The 23074-nt window shown below is 72.5% G+C and carries 22 protein-coding genes and 1 pseudogene; 12 read left to right on the top strand and 11 right to left on the bottom strand.

Going from position 1 to position 23074, the window contains the following annotated elements:
- Positions 1-29 precede the first annotated feature (29 nt).
- Positions 30-551: a GNAT family N-acetyltransferase gene (locus ABZ386_RS25275; RefSeq protein WP_351338562.1), complete on the bottom strand. Its 522-nt coding sequence runs from the start codon at positions 549-551 to the stop codon at positions 30-32.
- A gap of 25 nt (positions 552-576) precedes the next feature.
- Between ABZ386_RS25275 and thpR the strand changes: the two genes are divergently transcribed.
- Positions 577-1149, top strand: coding sequence for an RNA 2',3'-cyclic phosphodiesterase (thpR, locus tag ABZ386_RS25270; protein ID WP_351338564.1), 573 nt, complete (start codon positions 577-579; stop codon positions 1147-1149).
- Positions 1150-1360: 211 nt separating this feature from the next.
- On the opposite strand, the gene ABZ386_RS25265 is transcribed toward thpR, so the two are convergent.
- Positions 1361-2353, bottom strand: a complete 993-nt coding sequence (locus ABZ386_RS25265; RefSeq protein ID WP_351338567.1) for an aldo/keto reductase — start codon at positions 2351-2353, stop codon at positions 1361-1363.
- Positions 2354-2399: 46 nt separating this feature from the next.
- Positions 2400-3158, bottom strand: coding sequence for a hypothetical protein (locus ABZ386_RS25260; protein WP_358965923.1), 759 nt, complete (start codon positions 3156-3158; stop codon positions 2400-2402).
- 211 nt (positions 3159-3369) lie between these two features.
- Between ABZ386_RS25260 and ABZ386_RS25255 the strand changes: the two genes are divergently transcribed.
- On the top strand, positions 3370-4113 hold the full coding sequence (locus ABZ386_RS25255; RefSeq protein ID WP_351338572.1) for an aminoglycoside adenylyltransferase family protein: 744 nt from the start codon (positions 3370-3372) through the stop codon (positions 4111-4113).
- On the opposite strand, the gene ABZ386_RS25250 is transcribed toward ABZ386_RS25255, so the two are convergent.
- Both ABZ386_RS25250 and ABZ386_RS25245 read right to left on the bottom strand, forming a co-directional pair.
- Entirely contained in the window at positions 4101-4775 is a 675-nt protein-coding gene (locus tag ABZ386_RS25250) for a GDSL-type esterase/lipase family protein (protein ID WP_355712731.1), read from the bottom strand. The two genes, ABZ386_RS25255 and ABZ386_RS25250, sit on opposite strands and share 13 nt — an antisense overlap.
- Before the next feature lie 7 nt (positions 4776-4782).
- The gene (locus ABZ386_RS25245; protein WP_358965920.1) at positions 4783-5382 is read right to left on the bottom strand and encodes a hypothetical protein; all 600 of its coding nucleotides are present in this window, start codon (positions 5380-5382) and stop codon (positions 4783-4785) included.
- A gap of 157 nt (positions 5383-5539) precedes the next feature.
- Between ABZ386_RS25245 and ABZ386_RS25240 the strand changes: the two are divergent.
- Together ABZ386_RS25240 and ABZ386_RS25235 are read left to right on the top strand one after the other, a co-directional pair.
- Positions 5540-6025: pseudogene (locus tag ABZ386_RS25240) on the top strand (hypothetical protein).
- Between the two features lie 155 nt (positions 6026-6180).
- Positions 6181-7161, top strand: coding sequence for a WD40 repeat domain-containing protein (locus ABZ386_RS25235; protein ID WP_351338582.1), 981 nt, complete (start codon positions 6181-6183; stop codon positions 7159-7161).
- On the opposite strand, the gene ABZ386_RS25230 is transcribed toward ABZ386_RS25235, so the two are convergent.
- Positions 7158-7961: a TetR/AcrR family transcriptional regulator gene (locus ABZ386_RS25230; RefSeq protein WP_351338585.1), complete on the bottom strand. Its 804-nt coding sequence runs from the start codon at positions 7959-7961 to the stop codon at positions 7158-7160. The genes ABZ386_RS25235 and ABZ386_RS25230 overlap by 4 nt on opposite strands.
- A 122-nt stretch (positions 7962-8083) precedes the next feature.
- On the opposite strand from ABZ386_RS25230, the gene ABZ386_RS25225 reads away from it, so the two are divergent.
- The 6 genes from ABZ386_RS25225 to ABZ386_RS25200 all read left to right on the top strand — a co-directional run bounded on the left by ABZ386_RS25225 (position 8084) and on the right by ABZ386_RS25200 (position 13717).
- Positions 8084-9043, top strand: coding sequence for an ATP-binding cassette domain-containing protein (locus ABZ386_RS25225; RefSeq protein WP_351338588.1), 960 nt, complete (start codon positions 8084-8086; stop codon positions 9041-9043).
- Positions 9040-9858, top strand: coding sequence for an ABC transporter permease (locus tag ABZ386_RS25220; protein ID WP_358965918.1), 819 nt, complete (start codon positions 9040-9042; stop codon positions 9856-9858). Before ABZ386_RS25225 ends, ABZ386_RS25220 begins: the two co-directional genes overlap by 4 nt.
- A gap of 155 nt (positions 9859-10013) precedes the next feature.
- Complete coding sequence (locus ABZ386_RS25215; RefSeq protein ID WP_355712714.1) at positions 10014-11540, top strand: cellulase family glycosylhydrolase; 1527 nt, start codon at positions 10014-10016, stop codon at positions 11538-11540.
- 104 nt (positions 11541-11644) lie between these two features.
- Positions 11645-12313, top strand: a complete 669-nt coding sequence (locus ABZ386_RS25210; protein WP_351338595.1) for a formylglycine-generating enzyme family protein — start codon at positions 11645-11647, stop codon at positions 12311-12313.
- 71 nt (positions 12314-12384) lie between these two features.
- Entirely contained in the window at positions 12385-12921 is a 537-nt protein-coding gene (locus tag ABZ386_RS25205) for a VOC family protein (RefSeq protein WP_355712707.1), read from the top strand.
- On the top strand, positions 12914-13717 hold the full coding sequence (locus tag ABZ386_RS25200; protein WP_358965916.1) for a MerR family transcriptional regulator: 804 nt from the start codon (positions 12914-12916) through the stop codon (positions 13715-13717). Before ABZ386_RS25205 ends, ABZ386_RS25200 begins: the two co-directional genes overlap by 8 nt.
- Before the next feature lie 19 nt (positions 13718-13736).
- Here ABZ386_RS25200 and ABZ386_RS25195 read toward each other — a convergent pair whose 3' ends face one another.
- From ABZ386_RS25195 to ABZ386_RS25185, 3 genes are all read right to left on the bottom strand, one after another.
- Entirely contained in the window at positions 13737-14693 is a 957-nt protein-coding gene (locus ABZ386_RS25195; RefSeq protein ID WP_358965914.1) for an EamA family transporter, read from the bottom strand.
- A gap of 160 nt (positions 14694-14853) precedes the next feature.
- The gene (locus ABZ386_RS25190; RefSeq protein ID WP_358965912.1) at positions 14854-15990 is read right to left on the bottom strand and encodes a peptidoglycan bridge formation glycyltransferase FemA/FemB family protein; all 1137 of its coding nucleotides are present in this window, start codon (positions 15988-15990) and stop codon (positions 14854-14856) included.
- 175 nt (positions 15991-16165) lie between these two features.
- Positions 16166-19072 carry an FAD-binding and (Fe-S)-binding domain-containing protein gene (locus ABZ386_RS25185; RefSeq protein WP_358965911.1) on the bottom strand — a complete coding sequence of 969 codons (2907 nt, stop codon included), beginning with the start codon at positions 19070-19072 and terminating at the stop codon, positions 16166-16168.
- A 133-nt stretch (positions 19073-19205) separates the two neighbouring features.
- Between ABZ386_RS25185 and serC the strand changes: the two genes are divergently transcribed.
- Entirely contained in the window at positions 19206-20324 is a 1119-nt protein-coding gene (gene serC, locus ABZ386_RS25180; RefSeq protein WP_351338610.1) for a phosphoserine transaminase, read from the top strand.
- Between the two features lie 129 nt (positions 20325-20453).
- Here serC and ABZ386_RS25175 read toward each other — a convergent pair whose 3' ends face one another.
- Positions 20454-21326, bottom strand: coding sequence for an NAD(P)-binding domain-containing protein (locus tag ABZ386_RS25175; RefSeq protein WP_351338612.1), 873 nt, complete (start codon positions 21324-21326; stop codon positions 20454-20456).
- A 109-nt stretch (positions 21327-21435) separates the two neighbouring features.
- Here ABZ386_RS25175 and ABZ386_RS25170 point away from each other — a divergent pair, with 109 nt between their 5' ends.
- Positions 21436-22032 (top strand): TetR/AcrR family transcriptional regulator, encoded by a 597-nt coding sequence (locus tag ABZ386_RS25170; RefSeq protein WP_355712693.1) that lies wholly within the window; start codon positions 21436-21438, stop codon positions 22030-22032.
- A gap of 96 nt (positions 22033-22128) precedes the next feature.
- Here ABZ386_RS25170 and ABZ386_RS25165 read toward each other — a convergent pair whose 3' ends face one another.
- Complete coding sequence (locus ABZ386_RS25165) at positions 22129-22983, bottom strand: hypothetical protein (protein ID WP_351338618.1); 855 nt, start codon at positions 22981-22983, stop codon at positions 22129-22131.
- Positions 22984-23074 lie beyond the last annotated feature (91 nt).

The following is a 23074-nucleotide window of genomic DNA, read 5'->3' as shown; positions in this document are numbered from 1 at the left end:
GGGCGCCGGGCTGGGGCCGGGCGGCCTGCCTACACCCTCCGGGCCAGCAGCTGGCCGGGCCAGTGGTTCTCGCCGACCGTGAAGGACTCGACGCGGGTGAAGCCGTTGGACTCGTAGTAGCGGACGAGCTTGCCGTCGTCTCCGGCGTAGCAGTCGACGCGGAGGAGGGACACCCCGGCCCGGCGGGTCTCCTCCGCGGCGTGGTCGAGCAGGGCGCCGCCCAGGCCGTGCCCCTTGAAGCGGCGGTCGGAGGCCAGCCAGTGGATGTAGCGCTCGGGCTCCCCGGCCGGCGCGAGGTGGGCCAGGTAGGCGCCGGGCGCGTCGGTGAGGGTGAGGGTGGCGGCGGGGACGCCGTCGACCTCGGCCATGTACACGCTGCCCTCGGCCATGTACCGGCCGACCGACTCCACCGTCTTCGTGCTCTGCGACAAGGGCTTCGTCCCCCACTGCCCGGTGCGCCCCTGCGCGACGAGCCACTCCACACAGCTGTCGAGCATGCCGAGTATCGCGGGAATGTCGTCGGGACCGCCGTCCCTGATGGTGATCTCCATGGCCTCATGGTGCCAGGCTGGGTCCATGAGACTCTTCGCCGCCGTGCTGCCCCCCGACGAGGTGCGTCGTGAACTCGGTGCCGTGGTCGACGCGTTGCGCGGGCTGCCCGGCGCGGACGGGATGCGGTGGACCGGCCGGGCCGGGTGGCACTTCACGCTCGCCTTCTACGGGGAGGTCGACGACGGGCTCGTGCCGGAGCTGTCGGCCCGGCTGGAGCGGGCCGCGCACCGCACCCCGCCCTTTCCGCTCGCCGTGCGGGGCGGCGGCCAGTTCGGGCACGGCAAGGCGCTGTGGGCCGGGGCCGAAGGCGACCTGGCGACCCTGCGGCTGCTGGCCGAGCGGGCTGAGGCGGCGGCGCGGAAGGCGGGGGTGCCGATGGGGGAGCACCGGCGGTACAAGGCCCACGTGACCGTGGCCCGGAGCCGGGAGACGCGTGATGTGCGGGCCTGCCTCGACGCGCTGAACGCGTTCGCGAGCCGGACCTGGACCGTGGACGAGCTGGTGCTGGTGCGGAGCAACCTGCCGACCTCGGGGGTTCCGGGGGAGCAGCCCCGGTACGAGGCGGTCGGGCGCTGGGCGCTCGGGGGTGCCGGTTAGGCTCGGGGCGTGGACCCGAAAACCCGGAACCGGATCATGGCCGGTGTGCTTGTGCTGATGTTTCTCGTCGTGGCCCTGGCCTCCGTGCTGGGCAGGTAGGACGGCGGGGGAACCGCGGACGGCTGTTCGTCGGCCGCGGGCCGGTGGGGGCTGGTCGCGCCCACGCGGCGGAGCCGCACATCGGACCAGCCCCGCGCCCCTCACGGGGCGTTCACCAGGCGAACGCCTCCGGGCTCGGGCCCGGGCCCGGGAAGATCTCGTCCAGGCCCGTCAGGAGCTCCTCGGACAGCTCCAGCTCGGAGGCCCGTACGGCCGAGGCCAGCTGTTCGGCCGTGCGCGGGCCGACGATCGGGCCGGTCACGCCGGGGCGGGTGAGCAGCCAGGCCAGGGCGGCCTCGCCGGGCTCGACCCCGTGCTTGTCGAGCAGGTCCTCGTAGGACTGGAGCTGCGCGCGGGTCGCCGGGTCGGCGAGCGCGTCGGCGGCGCGGCCGGAGGCGCGGCGCTTGCCCTCGACCTCCTTCTTGAGGACACCGCCCAGCAGACCGCCGTGCAGCGGCGACCAGGGGATGACACCGAGGCCGTACTCCCGCGCGGCCGGGATCACCTCCATCTCGGCGCGTCGCTCGGCGAGGTTGTACAGGCACTGCTCGCTGACCAGCCCGATGGTCCCGCCCCGCCGGGCGGCGGTCTCGTTGGCCTGGGCGATCTTGTAGCCGGGGAAGTTCGACGACCCGACGTAGAGGATCTTGCCCTGCTGGACCAGGACGTCGATCGCCTGCCAGATCTCCTCGAACGGGGTGTCCCGGTCGATGTGGTGGAACTGGTAGACGTCGATGTAGTCGGTCTGGAGCCGCTTCAGGCTGGCGTCCACGGCCCGGCGGATGTTGAGGGCGGAGAGCTTGTCGTGGTTCGGCCAGGCCGGGCCGTCGGCGCCCATGTTGCCGTACACCTTCGTGGCGAGGACGACCTTGTCGCGCCGGCCCTCGCCCTTGGCGAACCAGTTGCCGATGATGCTCTCGGTACGGCCCTTGTTCTCGCCCCAGCCGTACACGTTGGCGGTGTCGAAGAAGTTGATGCCCGCGTCCAGCGCCGCGTCCATGATGGCGTGGCTGTCGGCCTCGTCGGTCTGCGGGCCGAAGTTCATGGTGCCGAGGACGAGCCGGCTGACCTTGAGTCCCGTGCGTCCGAGCTGCGTGTACTCCATGCTGCCCAAGCCAACGTCTTGAAGTGCGCTCGAAGCAAGCACGTCCCTATGCGAGCGTGCTTTCCTCCACGTTCTCCATACGGCCGTACAGCACCTGCTCGTTGACCTCCAGGTCGTTGACCAGGCGCAGGCACGCCGTGATGCCGCGTCCCACCAGTTCGCCGGCGACCTCGCCGTACTCGATCTGGAACAGCAGGTTCGGGGCCCGTTCGTCGTTCGCCCGGCCCGCCGGGTCCTGCCAGGTGCCGACGGCGCCGATCTCGGTGGCGGCGCGCAGCATGAAGGCGACGGTGTGGGCCTTGTCGCGGGGCAGGGTGAGGGTGAGCAGTTCGCGTGCGACGCGGTCGAGGACGACGCCGTCCGCCGGTTCGCCGAACAGCAGGGCGTAGAGGAGGTCCTTGGCCTCGCGCAGGAGGTCCTCGCCGGCGGGGGAGCGGTGGGACGGGGCGATGAGGGGGCCGCCCTTGGGAGGCGGGGTGCGGAGCAGGCCCTCGGCCTCCAGGCGGTCGCGGGTCCAGGACGTGAGGCGGGTGACGCGCTCGTCGAGTGCCGCGTGGTCCAACTGCCAGGAGCGGATGCGGTGCAGACGCCCGGAGCGGTCCTCGTCGGACTCCGCCGGCCGGGGCTCCCGCGAGGGGCGCGGGCCCGGTAGGGACGGGTCGTCGGGGAGGCGGGCGAGGAGTTGCTCCGCCAGCCACTCGACGGGCTGCCGGAGCAACTCCTCGCGCAGCCGGCTGCGGAACTCCCCGCGCGGTCCGTCCGCCACCCGCCGGGCCAGTTCCTCGACCGTTGGTTGTGTCGCCATGGAGGGGACCGTAGGGCGGGAACGGAGGGGACGGGCACGGGCGGTGGGCAAACCCCACGTGGGGGTGAAACTGCCGTCGGGCCGGGGGAGGGCACGCGGTACGAATCGGGTGGCAGCCTGTACTCCGCGGACACCGTGGACTTCGCCGACTCCGCGGACTCCGACGCCTCCGTCGACATCGCCGACACCGGCGACACGAAGGGACCCGCAGATGCCAGAGCCCGGCACCGATCACCTCGTGCGGTTGCTCCGCGCCGCCCTCGGCGACTCCGTCCTCGGCGTCTACGCGCACGGTTCCGCCACGCTCGGGGGGCTGCGGCCGCACAGTGACGTGGATGTGCTGGCCGTGGTGCGCGAGCCCACGACGCACGGGCAACGCCGGGTGCTGGTCGAGGAGTTGCTCGAGGTGTCCGGCCGGGGGCGGCGGCCCGTGGAGATGACGATCGTCGTGCGGGACGCCGTACGGCCCTGGCGGTACCCGCCGACCTGCGACTTCCTCTACGGGGAGTGGCTGCGGGAGGACTTCGAGCGGGGAGTGGTCCCGGCGCCTGGGCCCAGCCCCGACCTCGCCCCCGTCCTCACCATGGTGCTGCTCGCCGACGCCCCGCTGTACGGCCCCCGTCCCGCCGAGCTGCTCGATCCCGTTCCGGCGGCCGACCTCAGGCGGGCGATCGTCGCGGGGGTGCCGGAGCTCATGGGCGAGCTGGAGACGGACACGCGCAACGTGCTGCTCACCCTCGCCCGGGTGTGGAGCACCCTGGTAACCGGCGGCATCCGGTCGAAGGACGCCGCGGCCGCCTGGGCGATCGAGCGGCTCCCCGCCGCGCACCGGCCGGTCCTCGCCCACGCCCGGGCCGTCTACCTCGGGGAAGAGCAGGAAGGGTGGGACGACCTGGACGTCCGGGCGTGTGCGGAGCGCCTGGCGCTGATGATCGAGGAGAACTACTCCTCGTAGGGCCCGCCCAGGTCCCAGCCCTGGTGCATCGCCTCCGCGAAAGCCGCCGCGATCTTGTGCTCGCCGCTCGGGCCGGGGTGGGTGCCGTCGTAGGTGTCGGTGTCGACGTCGTACGACGGCGGGGGCGAGGCGAAGAGGACGGGCGAGCCGGGCTCGTCGAGGTCGGCGGCCGTCTTGGCCAGCAGTTCGTTGAAGCGGGCGACCTCGGTGGCGAAGGCCGGGTCTGTCGCGGCCCGCACGTTCGGGGTGACCGGCAGCCACACCATCCGCACCCGCCGGTTCGCGGCCCGTGCCTCCGCCGCGAACGCCCGGACGTTCTCGGCGGTCTGCTCCGCGTTCGTGTAGAAGCCCAGGTCGATCAGGCCCAGGGAGACCAGGAGGACGTCCGCCCGGCAGGAGCGCACCGCGTCGCCGATCAGCGGCGCCATGTGCAGCCAGCCCTCGCCCCAGCCGGCCAGGTGGGCGCGCGGGAAGTCCGGTTCGGCGTAGGTGTACGACGTCGGGGCCTCGGCCAGCTTGTCGTAGAGCGTCTCGCGGGGGCCGACGAGGGTGAAGGGGCCGCCGTAGGAACGGCACAGGTGCTGCCACATCCGGTAGCGCCACGTGTGTTCGCCCGCGCTTCCGATCGTCATGGAGTCACCGACGGGCATGAACCTGAGCATCCGCTCATCATGGACGATCACGGCCGCCGGCGGGATACGGAGGGGTGTGAGTCGGACCACGCGCGGCATACCAGGTCACCCTCTGCGCCTCGGGGGTGACGGTGATCTGGAAGCGGTCCAGGGCCGGGGAGCCGTTCGCCCGCCACCGCAGCACGTGGTCCTCGACGGCGTCCCACAGCCGCACCGGCCCGCCCTGGCGGACGATCCAGTGCTCACCGTCCTGGGCGAGGGCTGCCCAGGCGCCGACCTCCACATCGACCAGGACGTGCTGGGTGCTGCCGGCGATCGTCAGGCTGAGGCGCTGCGCGCGCGGGGCTGCCAGCTGCGCGACGAACCGCGCGACCCAGTCGTCCAGGACATCAGCACCGACCGGCGTCGTCCGCTCCTGGCCGGTGTCGAAGTCGGGGAGCATGCCGAGCGGGGGTGGGAGCTGTGGGCGGGCGAGCATGAAGGAGACCTGCGCACCGAGGAACTGGCCGTGGGCCACTCCGTCATGGCCGACGGTCAGCCGGGCCAGCTCCGAGGAGTAGAGCCAGCCGCCGAGCGTGGCAAGGATGACGCCGCCCGGCTTCCTGATGGGGGACGTGACCGGCGCGGTCGACCACACCCACCGGGCAGTCGACGCCGCCTCCCGCACCAGGTCGAGTCGGGTCCGCGCCCAACTCGGTCAGCTGTACCCGTACACGGTGGGGCGCTGTGCATCGCGTACGGTCGGCGAAGCCCGGGCAAGGATTCGCGACGTCCTGTCGAGTTGAAGGAGCAAAGTGACCACGATCGCCGTGACCGGGCACATGGACCTGACCGACAGCAGCGTGCCCCTCGTGCGTGCCGCGCTGCGGGAGACGCTGAAGCCGTATGCCAGCGGCCTGACCGGTGTCTCCTGCATCGCGAAAGGCTCCGACTCGATCTTCGCTGAGGTCGTCGTCGAACTCGGTGGCCGTCCGGTCGTGGTCATTCCGTCGAAGGACTACCGGCAGAACAAGGTCAAGCCCGACCACGAAGAGACCTTCGAAAGGCTCATCGACGCCGCAGCCTAAGTCGTGGTGCTGGAGCACGAGACCGCGAACCGCTCGGCCTACGAGGACGCCAACCGGACCCTTCTGAAGCGCGCCGACCGCCTCGTCGCCGTGTGGAACGGCGAGCCCCCGAACGGTAAGGGCGGCGGGACCGCGGACACTGTCCTGGAGGCCCGCGAAGCGGGCTTGCCCGTCGATGTGGTGTGGCCGGACGGCGCTGCCCGGCAGGGCTGACAAGCGCCGCTCGGGAGACAGCAGGGGCGCCCCTCCGCACGGCAGCAAAGAGGGGGGGACAGCCACCGCTTCCACCGTCTGCAGACGGCAGCCGTCCCCGGACAGCCCCGGACAGCGCGCGATGAACCGCGGAGCGGGATGGCAGGCTAGAGAGCATGCGCAGACCCTCCGTCTTCCTCGCCGCGGCCCTTCTCGTGGGCGTCCTCGCCGTGCCCGCCTCCGCCGCCGACGGGGACGAGGAGTTCACCATCAAGGACCCGCGCATCACCGAGTCCAGCGGCCTGGCGGCCTCGCGGCAGCACCCCGGTATCTACTGGACGCACAACGACAGCGACGACGGGGCGTACCTGTACGCCGTCGACAGCGCCACGGGCGAGACCGTCGCGACGATCACCATGACCGGTGTGGGCAGCCCGCGCGATGTGGAGGCCATCTCCATCGGGCCCGGCAACCAGATCTACGTCGGGGACATCGGCGACAACCTCGGCGGCACGTGGCCGTACGTCTGGATCTACCGGCTGCCGGAGCCGAAGAACCTGCGCGACCAGACGATCCGGGCCACGCAGTACGTCGTGAAGTACTCCGACGGCGCGCGTGACGCCGAGTCGCTCGTCGTGCACCCGAAGACCGGCCGTGTCTACATCGTCGACAAGAACGCGAAGGGCGGCCACCTCTACGAGGGCCCGGCCGAACTCTCCCCGTCCGGGACGAACGTCTTCCGGCCCGTCGCGGCCGTCCCCGACCTGGAGGCCACCGACGCCACGCTCTCCCCGGACGGTCAACACCTGGTCGTACGCAGCTACTTCGGCGCGATCGCGTACGACTGGAACGGCGGCGAGATCAAGCGGAAGCAGCGGCTCGGCGTGCCGTTCCTGGGGCAGGGCGAGTCCGTCACCTACACCGCCGACGGGAAGAAGCTCATGTACGGCGCCGAGGGCGCCGACAGTCCCGTGGAACCGCAGGACGCCCCCGGGTCCGGCGGCTCCGGCTCGCCCTCCGGCAACGGCGGTTCGTCCGCCTCGGGCGGTGGCGCTGGCGGCGACGCGCTGAGCGGCAACCTCAAGACCGGCGCCATCGCCGCTGCCGCCGCCCTGGTCGTCCTGTTCGGCCTGCGGCGCCTGAGGCGGCGGGACTAGGAGCGCTCTTCCGGTGGCTGCGGGGCCTCGGCGCGGCGCCGGGTCACCAGGACCTCCAGGCCGTCCAGGATCCGCTGGAGGCCGAACTCGAAGTGGTCGAAGTCGGGTCCGAAGGTGTCCTCGGAGAGGGACGCCATGATCGGGTAGCGGCCCGAGGCCATGACCTTCTCCAGGACCGGCACCTGCGCCTTCCAGAACTCGGCGTCCGTCAGGCCCGTCCGGCGCTCCGCCTCCTTCTGGTACAGGTGCGAGCGCGCGGCCCCGACGACGTATCCGTCGATCATGATGACGGCGGAGAGCATCTCGGGATCGCTGAGCCCCATCGGGCGGATCCGGGTGAGGATCCGCTCCATGCTGTCGAGGGCGCCCGGGCCGAGGATCTGCCGGGACTGGTTGACCTGGAGCAGCCAGGGGTGGCGGCGGTAGAGGGCGAGGGTGTGGCGGGCCAGTGTCTCCAGGGCCGCGCGCCAGCCGCCGTCGCCGGAGCCGTCCGGGTCCTCGGAGACGCGCTGCACCCGGTCCAGCATGAGGTCGAGCAGCTCGCCCTTGCCCGGCACGTACCGGTAGAGCGACATGGTGCCGGTTCCCAGCTCGGCCGCGACGCGGCGCATGGAGAGCCCCTCCAGGCCCTCGGCGTCCGCCACCTGGATGGCCGCTTCCACGATCCGGTCCAGGGTCAGGGTCGGCTTCGGGCCCCGGCTGGGCCGCCGGCCGGTGTCCCACAGCAGTTCGAGCGTGCGGGCGATATCGCCGCTGCCGCTGGTCTCCGCGCTGCCCGTGCCACTCGTACCGCTCGTCATGACACCCAGCTTAGGTCCCCGCGAAAAAACTGGGTACGCCGTACGCGTAATCGGGTACGCTGTACTCAGTTCGCGATGCCGGGCACGGCACGGGCACGGTACGAGCACACGGGAGGGGCGGCATGGACGGATATGCGGTGCGGGCCGAGGCGCTGGAGAAGCGGTACGGCGAGAAACACGCCCTGGACGGCTTCGACCTCGCGGTGCGCGAGGGCACGGTGCACGGCCTGCTCGGGCCGAACGGCGCGGGCAAGACCACGGCGGTTCGGATCCTGTCCACGCTGATCCGGCTGGACGGGGGCAGCGCGACGGTGGCCGGTCTCGACGTGGCCCGGCAGCCGCGCGAGGTACGGGCCCGGATCGGGCTCACCGGCCAGTACGCGGCGGTCGACGAGGTGCTCACCGGCCGGCAGAACCTGGAGATGTTCGGCCGGCTGTTCCACCTCGGCGGCAAGCGGGCCAGGCTCCGGGCGACCGAGCTGCTGGAGCAGTTCGACCTGACCGACGCCGCCGACCGGGGCGTCGGCAAGTACAGCGGCGGCATGCGGCGCCGCCTCGACCTCGCCGCGTCGATGATCCTGGCCCCGGCCGTGCTCTTCCTCGACGAGCCGACGACCGGTCTCGACCCCCGCAGCCGGGGCGAAGTCTGGGACTCCGTACGGGCGTTGGTGGCGACCGGCACGACCGTGCTGCTGACCACGCAGTACCTGGAGGAGGCCGACAAGCTCGCCTCGCACATCACCGTCATCGACCAGGGGCGGGCCATCGCCGACGACACCCCGGACGGGCTGAAGAACCTGGTCGGCGGCGACCGCGTCGAAGTCGTGGTCGCCGAGCGGTCCGAGATCCCGCGCGTGGTGAAGGTGATCGCCCGGGTCGCGGACGGCGAACCCGAGGCGGACGAGACCGAGTTGCGGGTGCACGCCCCGGTCACCGACCGGGTCACGGCCCTCACGGAGGTGGCGCGGACCCTCCAGGACGAGGGCGTCCGCGTCGAGGACATCGGACTGCGCAGGCCCAGCCTCGACGACGTCTTCCTGCGCCTGACCGGACACCGTACCGAGAAGGAGGCCGCCGCGTGAGTGCCGTCGACCTGAGCACCCCGAGCACCCGGAGCGGCACGTACTGGCTGCTCGCCGACTGCTGGAACATCGTCCGCCGCGGCCTGACCCACTACCAGCGCCAGCCCGTCAACATCGCCTGGCAGCTGGGCTTCCCGATCCTGTCCGTGCTGCTCTACGGCTATGTCTTCGGCAGCGCGATGAAGGTGCCGGGCGGCGGGAACTACACGGACTTCCTGATGCCGGGCATGTTCGTGATGACCATGGCGTTCGGCTTCATCAACACCGCCACCGTCGTGGTCTACGACTCCACCAAGGGCGTCATCGACCGCTTCCGCTCCATGCCGATGGCGTCCTCCGCCGTGGTGGCCGGGCGCGGGATCACCGATCTGATCGTCGCCTGCGCCGAGTTGGCGATCATGATGCTCACCGCGCTGGCCATGGGCTGGCGGCCGGACGGCGGCTTCGGCTTCCTCGCCGCGTTCGGGCTGCTGCTGTGGCTGCGGTTCGCGCTGATCTGGATCGGCGTGTGGCTCGGCCTGCTCGTGCCCAACCCGGAGGCGGCGGGCGGGCTGTTCGCGGTGGCCTTCCCGCTGACGATGATCTCCAGCATCTTCGTCGCGCCGCAGCTGATGCCCGACTGGCTGGGCTGGGTGGCGATGTGGAACCCGATCTCGTCCACTGCGGCGGCGACCCGCGAGCTGTTCGGCACGCCGGTCACCGGAGACACGTGGGTCGAGCAGCACGCGCTGCTGATGGCCGGGGTGTGGCCGGTGATCCTCACGGTGATCTTCCTGCCACTCGCGGTACGGCGGTTCCAGAAGCTCAGCCGGTAGCGCCCGAGGGCTCAGCCGGTAGCCCTTGGCTTCGCGCACCTCCCGGAGTCTTGACGTGCTCATGGTGCGTCAGTTCTCTGGGAGGTGCGCGGCATTATGGGAGCGCTCCCATTTTGTTCCGGGTGCCGTGCCTCCCCCCGAGAGGAAGCAGCCACATGTTCCGCACTCTGCGCAGAGCGCTGTGTGTTGCCGCGGCGCTCCTGTTACCGCTGGCCGGCACGGAGTCGGCCCGGGCCGACGTGGACGCGAAGGCCGCCGGTGCCGGCTACTGGCACACCAGCGGCCGCCAGATCCTGGACGCGGCCGGGCAGCCGGTCCGTATCGCCGGCGTCAACTGGTTCGGTTTCGAGACCGACACCCACGTGGCCCACGGCCTGTGGGCCCGCGACTACAAGAGCATGATCGACCAGATGAAGTCGCTGGGCTACAACACCATCCGCATGCCCTACAGCGACGACATCCTCAAGCCCGGCACCATGCCCGACAGCATCAGCCACGACGGCAAGAACACCGACCTGCGGGGCCTGACCTCGCTCCAGGTCCTGGACAGGATCGTGGCCTACGCCGGCCAGTCCGGGCTCAAGATCGTGCTGGACCGGCACCGCCCGGACGCGGCGGGCCAGTCGGCGCTCTGGTACACGGCGTCGGTCCCCGAGTCGACGTGGATCGCCAACCTCAAGGCACTGGCGGCCCGCTACAAGGGCAACTCCACGGTGATCGGCATCGACCTGCACAACGAGCCCCGCGACCCGGCCTGCTGGGGCTGCGGCGACACCTCCCGCGACTGGCGCCTGGCCGCCCAGCGCGCGGGCAACGCCGTACTGTCGGTCAACCCCGAGCTGCTGATCATGGTCGAGGGCGTGCAGTCGCACAACGGCGTCAACGGCTGGTGGGGCGGCAACCTCATGGGCGTCGCCCAGCACCCGGTCCAGCTGGACGTGGCGAACCGGCTGGTGTACTCGGCCCACGACTACGCCACGTCGGTGGCCCAGCAGCCCTGGTTCTCCGACCCGTCCTTCCCCGCCAACCTGCCGGGGATCTGGGACAAGTACTGGGGTTACGTCTTCAAGCAGAACATCGCGCCGGTGTGGCTCGGCGAGTTCGGTACGACGCTCCGGTCGACGGTGGACCAGAGGTGGCTGTCCGAGCTGGTGAAGTACCTGCGTTCGACCTCGGCGCACGGCGCCGACAGCTTCCACTGGACGTTCTGGTCCTGGAACCCCAACTCCGGTGACACCGGCGGCATCCTCAAGGACGACTGGCAGACCGTCGACACGGCGAAGGACGCCTACCTCGCCCCGATCAAGGCCCCGGCCTTCGCGCCCGGCGGCCCCGGCACCGACCCGGGCGGGCCCGGCGACCCCGGTGGTCCCGGCGGCACCGCCGCGTGCAGCGCCGCCTACACGGTCGGCAGCGACTGGGGCGGCGGCTTCAACGCCGAGGTGAAGGTGACCAACACGGGCACCGCGCCGCTCAAGTCCTGGAAGGTGACCTGGACGTGGAGCGGCTCCCAGAAGGTCACGAACATGTGGAACGCGTCGTACACGCAGAGCGGCGCGAGCGTCACGGCGGTGAACGCCGCGCACAACGGGAGCGTGCCGGTGGGCGGTTCGGCGGGCTTCGGGTTCGGGGGCGCGCCCGGGGGCGGGGGTGTGCCGGGGGTGACGTGCACGGCGACGTGACGTGGCGTGCACGGTGAGGTGACGTGGCGTGCACCGTGATGTGACGTCGGTGCCCCAGGGGCGCTCGGTGCTTCCGGGCGCCCCCACCCGTAGGGTTGCCGCTCATGGGTGGGGACTCGGAGCACGAGATGATCGCCGTCCCGGCCGGGCAGGTGACGCTGTCGGACCGGCGGACGCGACGCAGTTGGCCGGTGGAGGTCGCGCCGTTCCGGCTGTCGGCGTTTCCCGTCACCCAGGAGTGGTACGCCGAGGTCACCGGCGAGCGGCCGAGCACCGCCGACGGCGACCGGCTGCCCGTCGAGGGCGTGTCCTGGTGGGACGCGGTCCGCTTCTGCAACGCCCTGTCCCGTCAGGAAGGGCTGGCCCCCGCGTACCGCCTGCGGAGCGACACCGGCACGGCCGACTGGGACACCTCCGCCGGCGGGTACCGGCTGCCGACGGAGGCCGAGTGGGAGCACGCCTGCCGCGCCGGCAGCACGGGCCCGCGCTACGGCCCCCTCGACGCGATCGCCTGGTACCGGGGGAACTCGGACGACCGGATCCACCCCGTGGGCGGCAGACAGCCCAACGCCTGGGGCCTGCACGACATGCTGGGCAACGCCTGGGACTGGTGCTGGGACCTCTACGACCCCGAGGTCTACGGCACCTACCGGGTGCTTCGCGGCGGCGGCTGGTCCGACGAGCACTGGAGCTGCCGCGCCTCGGTGCGGCGCCGGAGCCATCCGACGTTCCGGATCGACGACGTGGGGTTCCGCGTGGCGCGTACGCCCTGACCGCCGTCGGGCGCGACGACCCGCGGATCCGGCTTGACCCTCACGTTGCGTGAGGCCGGAAGGTGGGGTGCATGAGCGACTACTACAACGCGTTCGAGACCAGCCCCGTGCCCCCTCCCGGCCCGGACGCGGTGCCGCCGGAGCCCTTCCACGGCATCTACGGAATGCCCGCGTTCGCGACGATCCCCACGAACGACCTGGCCGCGTCGGTGGACTTCTGGACCCGCGGGCTCGGGTTCTTCGAACTGTTCGGCATCCCCGGCCGGCTGGTGCATCTTCGCCGGTGGGCGTTCCAGGACGTCCTCCTCGTCTCGGAGGAGAGCGTTCCGGAGCAGGCGCCCGCGATGAGCCTCAGCTTCGCGTGCGTGCTCAGCCAGGTCGATCCCCTCGTCGAGGCCTGTCGCGCGCTGCGCCCGGACTGCGTCGACGGTCCCCGGGACACCGCCTGGCACACCCGCGACGTGACGGTGATCACCCCCGAGAACGCACGGATCGTGCTCACCGCGGCGAAGCCCTTCGACCCGGACAGCCAGGAGGCGCGGAACCTCGCGGCCGTCGGGATCGTCCACCCGGACGCCGGTCGCGGAGACAATGGGGAGCATGCCTGATCCCACTGACACCGATGGCCTGACCGTCGGTCAGGTCTCGGCGCGGCTGGGCGTGACGGTCCGCGCGCTGCACCACTGGGACGAGATCGGTCTGGCGCGGCCGTCGCTGCGCACGGCCGCCGGATACCGCCTCTACACCGCCGGTGACCTGGAACGCCTGCACCGCATCGTCGTCTACCGCGAGATCGGCCTCGGCCTGGACCGGATCCGGGCCGTCCTGGACGACTCGAAGGCCGACGTGCCCGGCGCGCTGCGCGCGCAGCGTGCCCAGGTCGCCGAGCGGATCGAACGCCTCCAGCGGCTCAGCACCGGACTGGACCGGATGATCGAGGCCCATGAGCGCGGCCTGCTGCTCTCCGCCGAGCAGCAGGCCGCGATCTTCGGCCCCGAGTGGAACCCGGACTGGCCCGCCCAGGCCCGCCGGCGCTACGGGGACACGACGCAGTGGCGGCAGTACGCCGAACGCTCGGCCGCTCGCAGCCCGGAGGAATGGCAGGCCGTCGCCGAAGAGATGGCCGACCTCGAGCGTGCCCTCGCGAAGGCGATGGACGCCGGTGTCGCACCCGGCAGCCCGGAAGCGGATCAACTCGTCGAGCGGCACCGCGAGGTGTTCGCCTCGTACTTTCCCCTCACCCGGCAGATGCAGGTCTGTCTCGGCCGCATGTTCGAGGATGATCCGGGATTCGCCGCCCACTACGACGGCATCCGCCCCGGCCTCGCCACGTGGTTCCGCCACATCGTCGACGCCAGTGCCCGCACCCACGGCATCGACCCGGACACCGCGACCTGGGAGTAGGCCGACGTCGTGGCAGGCCCTAACCCTCCAGCCCCGTCGCCTCCAGTCCCTTCGTCTTCCCCCGGCCCACCTGTGTCCGCACCGCCCCCATGCTCGCCGCGATGACCAGGGCGATCGCCGCGGCCTCCGGGGCGGTGAGGGCCTGGTCCAGCAGGAGGAAGCCGGCCGTCGCGGCGATGGCCGGTTCCAGGCTCATCAGGATCGCGAAGGTGGAGGCGGGCAGGCGGCGCAGGGCGAGGAGTTCGAGGGTGTAGGGCAGGACCGAGGAGAGCAGCGCCACCGACGCGCCGAGGCCCAGCGTCACCGGGTCGGCCAGCTTCGCGCCCGACTCGGCGATGCCCAGCGGTAGGAACAGAACCGCGCCCACCGCCATCGCCAGGGCCAGCCCGTCCGCCTGCGGGAAGCGGCGGCCCGTGCGGGCGCTGAAGACGATGTAGGCCGCCCACATGGCGCCCGCCCCCAGGGCGAAGGCCGCTCCTGTGGGGTCGAGACCGTCGAAGCCTCCGCCGCCGAGGAGGAAGACACCGGCGAGGGCCAGGCCCGCCCACACGACGTTGATCGCGCGGCGGGAGGCCAGGACCGACAGGGCGAGCGGGCCGAGGACCTCCAGGGTGACCGCGGGGCCCAGCGGGATACGGGCGACGGCCTGGTAGAAGAGGCCGTTCATCGCGGCCATGGTGATGCCGAAGACGACGACCGTGCCCCAGTCGGTGCGCGAGTGGCCGCGCAGTCGCGGGCGGCAGACCAGCAGCAGGACCACCGCGGCCACGAGCAACCGCAGCGCGACCACCCCGAGGGCACCGGCGCGCGGCATCAGCGTCACCGCCAGGGCGCCGCCGAACTGCACGGAGATCCCGCCCGCGAGCACCAGGCCCAGGGGTCCGAGCGAGCCGAGCCGGCCCGGACCGGCGGCCGGTGCGGCGCCGGCGGTGGTGGTGGCGGGCTGGGGCGTGGTGACGCTGTCGGGGCTGGTCACGGCGGTCCTGTGGTCGTCGGCGCTGGTGCGGGGCTGCGTACACCGGCGTGTACGCAACGTACATCCCGGTGTACTGCACAGTCCAGGGTAATGGACTCGGTCAGGTGCGTGAAGCCCTTTTACCACTGTCTCGGGGCGTGAGACGCCCACGGCCGGTTCCTCAGCGGCGGGACAGATAAAGGTCGAACGCCTTGTAGAGCAGCCGGTTGAGCGGGAAGTCCCATTCGCCGAGGTACTCGACGGCCTCGCCGCCGGTGCCCACCTTGAAGCGCAGCAGGCCCAGCAGGTGGCTGGACTCCTCCAGGGTGTCGGTGATGCCGCGCAGGTCGTAGACCGCGGCACCGAGCTCGTGGGCGTCGGTCATCATGCGCCACTGCAGGGCGCTGCTCGGCTGGACCTCGCGCCGGCGGCTGGTGGAGGCGCCGTAGGAGTACCAGACGTGGTCGCCGACGGTCAGCATGGTGGCCGCGGCGAGCACCTCGCCGTCGTGGTACGCGAGGTAGAGCCGCATCCGGTCCGGGTGCTCGGCGGTGAGCGCGCTCCACATGCGCTGGAAGTACGGCAGCGGGCGCGGGACGAAACGATCCCGCTCGGCGGTCTCGCCGTACAGCTCGTGGAAGGCCGGCAGGTCCTCGTAGCCGCCGCGCACGACCTTCACGCCGGCCTTCTCCGCCTTCTTGATGTTGCGCCGCCACTGCTGGTTCAGGCCGTTGTGGACGTCGTCCAGGGAGCGTCCGGCGAACGGCACCTGGAAGACGAACCGGGGCTGGCCCGCGGCGAAGCCGCCCTCGCCGCCGGCCTCGGTCTGCCGCCAGCCCATCCGGCGCAGGCCGTCCGCGACCTGCCCGGCGCGCGGCTCGTACGACGTCGCCCGCACGTCCCGCAGCCGCCGGGCGGCCGGGTCCGCGATCGCCGCCTTGACCGCTTCGGCGCTCCAGCGGCGCACCACGACCGGCGGGCCCATCCGCACCGCGAAGGCGCCCCGCCGCCCCAGGTGCGCCAGCATCGGCTCCAGCAGGCGCTCCAGCTCCGGCTCGTGCCAGTCGATCAGCGGGCCCTCGGGCAGATACGCGAGGTAGCGCCGCAGCCCCGGCAGCCGCGGCCCGGGCAGCGGGCGCAGCAGGACCAGGCCCGCGCCGACGAGCTGCCCGCCCTGGTCGAACCAGCCCAGGCTCTCCGCCTGCCAGTCGGGTTTCACCTCGCCCCAGGACGGGAGCTGCGTGTGGCTGGCGGAGGGGCGGGCCGAGACGAACGCCAGGTGCTCGTCACGGGTGATGGGCTGGACGCGGACGCTCATGCGCGGGCTCCTTCGAGCAGCGGCCCTCGGCGGGCGGTGGCCCTCGACGGCGGTGACTGGTCCCGCGAGCCTAGGAGCGGCCTCGGCCGTCCCCCGGCTCAGACACTCCGGGTCCACCCACGGCATGGCCCGAACGCCTCAAACGCACTCCGGCAGTCGGACGCTCACCGCGGCCTCACCCCTCACCCCCCGCCCCCTCCAACGCCGCCGCCAGTACCTCAGCCAGGTGTCTCCCCCGCACCCCCGCCAACTGCTCCAGCTGCGTGCGGCAGGAGTAGCCGTCGGCCAGGAGCACCGCGTCGTCCGGGGCGTTCCGTACGGACGGCAGGAGGTGTTCCTCCGCGCACGCGGCGGACACGTCGTAGTGGCCCTTCTCGAAGCCGAAGTTGCCCGCGAGACCGCAGCAGCCGCCGCTCAGTTCGCCGGAGAGCCCGGCGGCCCGGCGCAGCCGGCGGTCGGCGGTGTCGCCCAGGACCGCGTGCTGGTGGCAGTGGGTCTGCCCGGCCACCGGGCGGTCCAGCCGCGGCGGCGCCCAGCCGGGGGCGTGCCGCTCCAGCGTCTCCGCGAACGTGAGGACCTTCGCGGCGAGGCGGGCCGCGCGCGGGTCGTCGTGCAGCAGCTCGGGGGCGTCCGTGCGCAGGGCCGCGGCGCAGCTCGGCTCCAGGACCACGACCGGGGCGTCGGTCTCCAGCACCGGTTCCATCAGGTCGAGCGTGCGGCGCAGGACCGTCCGGGCGCGGTCCAGCTGGCCCGTCGACACGTACGTCAGCCCGCAGCAGACCCGCCCCCGGCCCCGCAGCAGCGACAGCGGGTCGAGGGCGACCGTCCGGCCGTCGCCCACCGGGGGCTTCTCCAGACGCACGGTCGGCGGCAGCGCCACCCGCAGCCCGGCAGCCTCCAGCACCCGCACGGCGGCCTGCCCCACGGAGGGCGAGAGGTGCTCGGTGAAGGTGTCCGGCCAGAGGATGACGAGATCGCCGTCCGCGGCGACCCGCTGTGCGCGCCGCCGCTCCCACCACCGGCTGAACGTCCGCGACGCCACCCGCGGGATCTCCCGCTCCGGCGCGATCCCGCCCAGCCGCCTGGCCACCCACGCGCAGGGCCGCAGCCCCGACAGCGCGTTGACCAGCCACACCGTGCGCGTCCGCGCGACCGCCCGGAGCCACACCGGCAGCCACCCCAGGGCGTAGTGCGCGGCGGGCCGGCGCCGCCCGGCGTAGTGGTGGTGGAGGAACTCCGCCTTGTACGTGGCCATGTCGACCTCGACCGGGCAGTCCGAGCGGCAGCCCTTGCAGGACAGGCACAGGTCCAGCGCGTCCCGCACCTCGGTCGAGCGCCAGCCGTCGGTCACCACCTCACCGGCGAGCATCTCGTGCAGCAGCCGGGCCCGCCCGCGCGTGGAGTGCTCCTCCGCGCCCGTCACCCGGAAGGACGGGCACATGACGGCGGAGCCGGACACCGACGCCGTACGGCACTTGGCGACGCCCACGCAGCGTCGCACCGCCGCCGAGAAGTCGCCGCCGTCGGCGGGGTAGCCGAAGACGACGTCGACGGGCTCGCGGGGGAGGACGGAGAAGCGGAGGTCCGCGTCCAGGGGGGCGGGGCGGACCAGCATGCCGGGGTTGAGGAGGTCGTCCGGGTCCCACACCCCTTTCACCCGCTCGAACAGGCCCACCATCTCCTGCCCGTACATCCTCGGCAGCAGCTCCGCCCGCGCCTGCCCGTCCCCGTGCTCCCCGGACAGCGAGCCGCCGTGCGCCACCACCAGCTCCGCGAGCTCCTCCGAGAAGCGGCGGAAGCGGGCGACTCCGGCCGGCGTCAGCAGGTCGAAGTCGATCCGGACGTGGATGCAGCCGTCCCCGAAGTGCCCGTACGGCGTGCCGCGCAGCCCGTGCGCCGCCAGCAGCGCCCGGAAGTCCCGCAGGTACGCGCCCAGCCGGGCCGGCGGCACCGCGCAGTCCTCCCAGCCCGGCCACGCCTCCCTCCCGTCCGGCATGCGCGTCGCCGTACCGCTCGCGTCCTCCCGGAGCCGCCACAGCGCGCGCTGCCCGGCGGGGTCGGTAACCACCAGCGCGTCCACGACGTCGGCCGCCCGCACGACCGCCTCCGCACGCGCGCGTGCCTCCGCCGCCGACTCCCCGCCGGTCTCCACGAACAGCCAGGCCCCGCCCCGGGGCAGCCCGGCCGCCGACGGCACCAGGTCCGCCGCCATGCCCTCCACGGTCAGCGGGCCCAGCGGCAGCAGCCCGGCAGCGGCCTCGGCCGCCGCGCTCTCGTCGGCGTACGCCAGCACGGCCAGGGCACGCGCGCGAGGCGCCTCCACCAGGCGCACGACCGCCTCCGTCAGCACGCCGAGCGTGCCCTCGGAGCCGCAGAAGGAGCGCGCCACGTCGGCGCCCCGCTCCGGCAGCAGGGCGTCCAGCGCGTAGCCGGAGATGCGGCGGGGCAGCTCCGGAAAGCCCGTACGCAGCCGGGCCAGGTCGCCCTCCACCAGGGCCCGCAGGCCGTCCGGCGCCCCGGCCCAGTCCCGCCCGAGCCGCAGCCGCTCGCCGCGCGCGGTGACGACGTCCAGCTCGCGCACGCTGTCGGCGGTCGTGCCCCAGGCCACCGAGTGCGAGCCGCACGAGTTGTTGCCGATCATGCCGCCGAGCGTGCACCGGCTGTGCGTCGACGGATCCGGCCCGAACCGCAGCCCGTGCGGGGCGGCGGCCTCCTGGAGCCGGTCGAGCACCAGCCCCGGCTGCACCACGGCCGTCCTCGCCCCGGGATCCAGGGCGACCAGCCGGTTCATGTACCGGGTGAAGTCCAGCACCACGCCCGTGCCCGTGGCCTGCCCGGCGATGGACGTGCCCCCGCCGCGCGGCACCACCGGCACGCCCCGCCGCCGGCACACCTCCAGCACCGCCGCCACGTCATCAGCGTCCGACGGCGCCACGACCCCGTACGGCACCCGCCGGTAGTTGGACGCGTCCATGGTGACCAGCGCGCGGTCCAGGGCACCGAAGGCCACGTCCCCGCGGACGGCCGCGCGCAACTCGCCCTCGAGAGCCGTCAGATCCCTGCCGTGCGGAAGATCCGTCATGCCTCCAGGATGCACGCGGCCACCGACAGTGACGCCCCCGCGGCCGGCGACCCGGCGCACACCCGTCCAGAGCCCGTCTCACCCGACGGACGACGTTTCGCCCAGGTTTCTGGAAACGGCTACGCTCCCCTCCGTGGCTGAGATCCAGATTCCCTCTGACATCAAGCCCGCGGACGGACGTTTCGGCGCGGGTCCCTCCAAGGTGCGGACGGAGGCGCTGGACGCCCTCGCCGCCACCGGCACCTCCCTCATGGGCACCTCCCACCGCCAGGCCCCCGTCAAGAACCTGGTCGGCCAGGTGCGCGAGGGCATCAGCGAGCTGTTCCAGCTCCCCGACGGCTACGAGGTGGTCCTCGGCAACGGCGGCTCCACCGCGTTCTGGGACATCGCGACGCACGGCCTGATCGAGAACAGGTCGCAGCACCTCACCTTCGGCGAGTTCTCCTCCAAGTTCGCCAAGGCCGCCAAGCTCGCCCCGTGGCTGGCCGAGCCGGACGTCATCTCCGCCGACCCGGGCACGCACCCCGAGCCGGTCGCCGAGGCGGGCGTGGACGTCTACGCGTTCACCCACAACGAGACCTCGACCGGTGTCGCCATGCCGATCAAGCGCGTGGCCGGCGCCGACGAGGGCGCCCTGGTCCTGGTCGACGCCACCTCGGGCGCCGGCGGCCTCCCGGTCGACGTCTCCGAGACGGACGTCTACTACTTCGCCCCGCAGAAGTCCTTCGCCGCCGACGGCGGCCTGTGGATCGGCGTCTTCTCCCCGGCCGCCATCGAGCGCGCCGAGCGGATCCACGCCTCCGGCCGCCACGTCCCGGAGTTCTTCTCGCTGCCGACGGCGATCGACAACTCCCGCAAGAACCAGACGTACAACACCCCGGCCCTCGCCACCCTCTTCCTGCTGAACCAGCAGCTCGAGTGGATCAACGGCCAGGGCGGCCTGGACTGGGCGGTCCGCCGCACGGCCACCTCCGCGCGGACGCTGTACGGCTGGGCCGAGGACATCAAGTACGCCAACCCGTTCGTCACCGACCCGGCCAAGCGCTCCCAGGTCATCGGCACGATCGACTTCACGGACGAGGTCGACGCCGCCGCCGTCGCCAAGGTGCTGCGCGCCAACGGCATCGTCGACACCGAGCCGTACCGCAAGCTCGGCCGCAACCAGCTGCGCGTCGCGATGTTCCCGGCGATCGACCCGGCGGACATCGAGGCCCTGACGAAGTGCGTCGACTACGTGATCGAGAAGCTCTGACCCCGCGCGCGCAGAAGACCCTGCTCGCGCAGCAGACCCTGCTTGCGTAGAAGACCTGCTCGCGCAGCAGACCCTTCTCGCGTACGTGACCGAGGGCGCCCCGCCTGTGCGGGGCGCCCTCGCTCGCGCTCAGGCGGCCGCGCCCCGGCCGAACACCTCGAACAGCCGCGTCAGGCTGTCCTCCTCGTAGCCCTCCGCCGCCGCCCGCCGGAACGTCTCCAGCACCGCGGCCGGCAGCGCCGGGTCCGCCCCCGAGTCGCGCGTCGTGCGCACGACGTGGTCCAGGCTCGCCACGGCCATCGAGATCCGCTCGACGTCCCCCGCGTGCCGCCCCGCCTCGATCCGCGGCGTGTAGAAGTCGAGGAACTGGCCCATCCCGCCCAGGACCCCGGCCGCGTACGGCGTGATCTCGGAGGGCTCGATGCCGTTCGCGTCCGCCAGCGCCAGCATGTGCAGCCAGGCCGTGAGGGTGGTCCAGAAGAGGTCCATCTGGAGCTGGTAGTACAGCGCGGCCAGGCCCGGGTCCTCGCCCCGGTAGTCGGTGCCGGTGAGCACCTCCAGGACGTCCTGGTACTGCTCGAAGAGGTCCCGCGGGCCGCTGTAGAAGGTGTCGAACTCCTTCGAGCCGATGCCGGACGGCGGTGTCTGGACCCCGCCGGTGAGATGGCGTGCCCCGTGCCGTGCCGCCCAGGCCGCTCCCTCGCGGGCTCTGGCCGGTGTGTCCGAGCTGAGGTTGACCAGGACACGGCCCTCCAGCGCCGCGGCGGCGGGCTCCAGCACGGCGTACATCGCGGCGTAGTCGGTCAGGCTCAGCACGACCACCTCGCCCGCGGCCAGCGCCTCCTCGACGGTGGCGGCGCGTAACGCGCCCCGGGCCGCCAGTTCGTCGGCGCGGCCCGGGGTGCGGTTCCAGACGGTGACCCGGTAGCCGGCGTCCAGATAGGCACCGGCCATGGCGCGGCCCATGGGGCCGAGGCCGATGACGGTCACGGAAGTACTCATGGGAATCCCCCTCGGTTGATGTGAAACAAGCACTAGAACGAACGCTCTATCCAGAGAGGAACGTAGCACAGCGACTAGAGCGATCGCTCTAGCTCGGTAAGGTGGGGGCGTGAAGACGAAGGCCCCGCACGACCTCGACACCGCCGGCACCCGCGAGCGGATCGTCCGTACGGCGTCACGCCTGATGCAGCGCCAGGGCTACGAGGGCACCGGCATCAAGCAGATCTCCCGCGAGGCCGGGGCGACACTCGGCTCCGTCTACCACTTCTTCCCCGGCGGCAAGCAGGAGCTGGGCACGGCCGCCGTACGGCTCGGCGACGAGGAGTTCACCGAACTGCTGCGCGAGACCCTCGACGCGGAGCCGGATCCGGCGAAGGCCCTGCTCGCCCTCACCGCGTCCCTCGCCCAGGGGCTGCGCGACTCCGACTGGCTCGACGGCTGTCCGGTCACGTCCGCCGTCGTGGGCACGGCGACCAGCGCCCCCGGCATCCAGCAGGCGGCGGCCGAGGCGTTCGCCCGCTGGCGCGAGGTGGTCGCCGGGAAGCTCGTCACCGCCGGGTTCGCCGGCACGGACGCCGAGGAGCTGGCCCACACGGTGATCGCCACCCTGGAGGGCGCCGAGCTGGCGGCCCAGGTCGCCCGCAGCGCGACGCCGTTGGAGGTCGCGGGCCGGCATCTGGCACGGTTGGTCACCTCGTACCGGTGACCGGGCCCCATGGGGCCGGCCGCCACAGGGCCGGCCCGCACAGGGGTGGTCGGCACAGAGGTGGCCCGCACAGGTGTGGCCGGCACAGGGTGGCGCTCAGCGCACCAGGATCCCGCGCACCGTGATCCCGTAACGCACCCGCAGCCGGTGCAGCTCCCACAGCCCCACCGCGGTCACGGAGAGCGGGGCCCCGAGCACGAACACCGCCCGCACCGGCCCCGGAACACCCGCGTACGCGTCCGTGAACAGGTCGATCAGCGCCATCTCCCACACCAGCGTCATGGCCAGCAGCGGCGGCATGGTCTGGTGGATGTCGGCCGTGCGGAACACGTGGACGAGCGCCAGGCCGATGCCCCAGAGGACGAACGGCAGCACCCACACCAGGATGAACACCGTCACCCCCCATGTCACCACGGCCATCACCGGGTTGGTGGCGAACCGCCCGTCGACGAACCCGGTGAGCACCGTCGCCGGGAACACGAAGACCGCCGCCACGAGGGCCACCATCGCGCCGAACGACTTCCCGGCCCGGCGCAGCAGATCCCGGCGCGCCGACGGGGCGGTCAGGGCCAGCAGGACGCCCACCGCCACCGGGAACGTCACGGACAGCACCAGCACGTTGTTCCACGACTGGTCGAGGCGGTCGTCGGCGATGTCCCGGGCGGAGGCGGCGAGTTTGTAGGACACCGACATCCAGACGACCGCGCCGAGCCCCACGAGGGTGCGGATCTTCTGCATCCGCGCGATGAGCGGGTCGTGGACGAGACCCGGCCGGGACGGCCGGAAGACCCGGCGCGCTGTGTGGATGGGCCCGATCCGCCGCCGCAGCCGCGCGACCGGGCCGGGAGGCGGTGCCTGCGGCGGCACGGGGTGCGGGATGTAGGGGTGCGGCACATGGGGCGGATGGCCGCCCCCGTACGGCGGCTGACCGCCCGGGTTCCAGGTGCTCATTCTTGTGTCTCCCCCGATGTGTGCCCAATGGAACGAGCGTCGTCAGAGTGTAGGGATCGCGCCGCCGCGGCACACACTTCCGGACACCCCC

Origin of the sequence: Streptomyces sp. NPDC006140, from assembly GCF_040628815.1 — a bacterium.
Taxonomy (GTDB): Bacteria; Actinomycetota; Actinomycetes; order Streptomycetales; family Streptomycetaceae; genus Streptomyces.
Note: the sequence above shows the minus strand (reverse complement) of the source record. Positions and strands in the feature narration are given on the sequence as shown.

Bases quoted from the DNA above. Each gene is read 5' to 3' on its own strand.
- ABZ386_RS25275 (WP_351338562.1), bottom strand. From the start codon at position 551: ATGGAGATCACCATCAGGGACGGCGGTCCCGACGACATTCCCGCGATA.
- thpR (WP_351338564.1), top strand. From the start codon at position 577: ATGAGACTCTTCGCCGCCGTGCTGCCCCCCGACGAGGTGCGTCGTGAA.
- ABZ386_RS25265 (WP_351338567.1), bottom strand. From the start codon at position 2,353: ATGGAGTACACGCAGCTCGGACGCACGGGACTCAAGGTCAGCCGGCTC.
- ABZ386_RS25260 (WP_358965923.1), bottom strand. From the start codon at position 3,158: ATGGCGACACAACCAACGGTCGAGGAACTGGCCCGGCGGGTGGCGGAC.
- ABZ386_RS25255 (WP_351338572.1), top strand. From the start codon at position 3,370: ATGCCAGAGCCCGGCACCGATCACCTCGTGCGGTTGCTCCGCGCCGCC.
- ABZ386_RS25250 (WP_355712731.1), bottom strand. From the start codon at position 4,775: ATGCTCAGGTTCATGCCCGTCGGTGACTCCATGACGATCGGAAGCGCG.
- ABZ386_RS25235 (WP_351338582.1), top strand. From the start codon at position 6,181: ATGCGCAGACCCTCCGTCTTCCTCGCCGCGGCCCTTCTCGTGGGCGTC.
- ABZ386_RS25230 (WP_351338585.1), bottom strand. From the start codon at position 7,961: ATGACGAGCGGTACGAGTGGCACGGGCAGCGCGGAGACCAGCGGCAGC.
- ABZ386_RS25225 (WP_351338588.1), top strand. From the start codon at position 8,084: ATGGACGGATATGCGGTGCGGGCCGAGGCGCTGGAGAAGCGGTACGGC.
- ABZ386_RS25215 (WP_355712714.1), top strand. From the start codon at position 10,014: ATGTTCCGCACTCTGCGCAGAGCGCTGTGTGTTGCCGCGGCGCTCCTG.
- ABZ386_RS25210 (WP_351338595.1), top strand. From the start codon at position 11,645: ATGGGTGGGGACTCGGAGCACGAGATGATCGCCGTCCCGGCCGGGCAG.
- ABZ386_RS25205 (WP_355712707.1), top strand. From the start codon at position 12,385: ATGAGCGACTACTACAACGCGTTCGAGACCAGCCCCGTGCCCCCTCCC.
- ABZ386_RS25200 (WP_358965916.1), top strand. From the start codon at position 12,914: ATGCCTGATCCCACTGACACCGATGGCCTGACCGTCGGTCAGGTCTCG.
- ABZ386_RS25190 (WP_358965912.1), bottom strand. From the start codon at position 15,990: ATGAGCGTCCGCGTCCAGCCCATCACCCGTGACGAGCACCTGGCGTTC.
- ABZ386_RS25185 (WP_358965911.1), bottom strand. From the start codon at position 19,072: ATGACGGATCTTCCGCACGGCAGGGATCTGACGGCTCTCGAGGGCGAG.
- ABZ386_RS25175 (WP_351338612.1), bottom strand. From the start codon at position 21,326: ATGAGTACTTCCGTGACCGTCATCGGCCTCGGCCCCATGGGCCGCGCC.
- ABZ386_RS25165 (WP_351338618.1), bottom strand. From the start codon at position 22,983: ATGAGCACCTGGAACCCGGGCGGTCAGCCGCCGTACGGGGGCGGCCAT.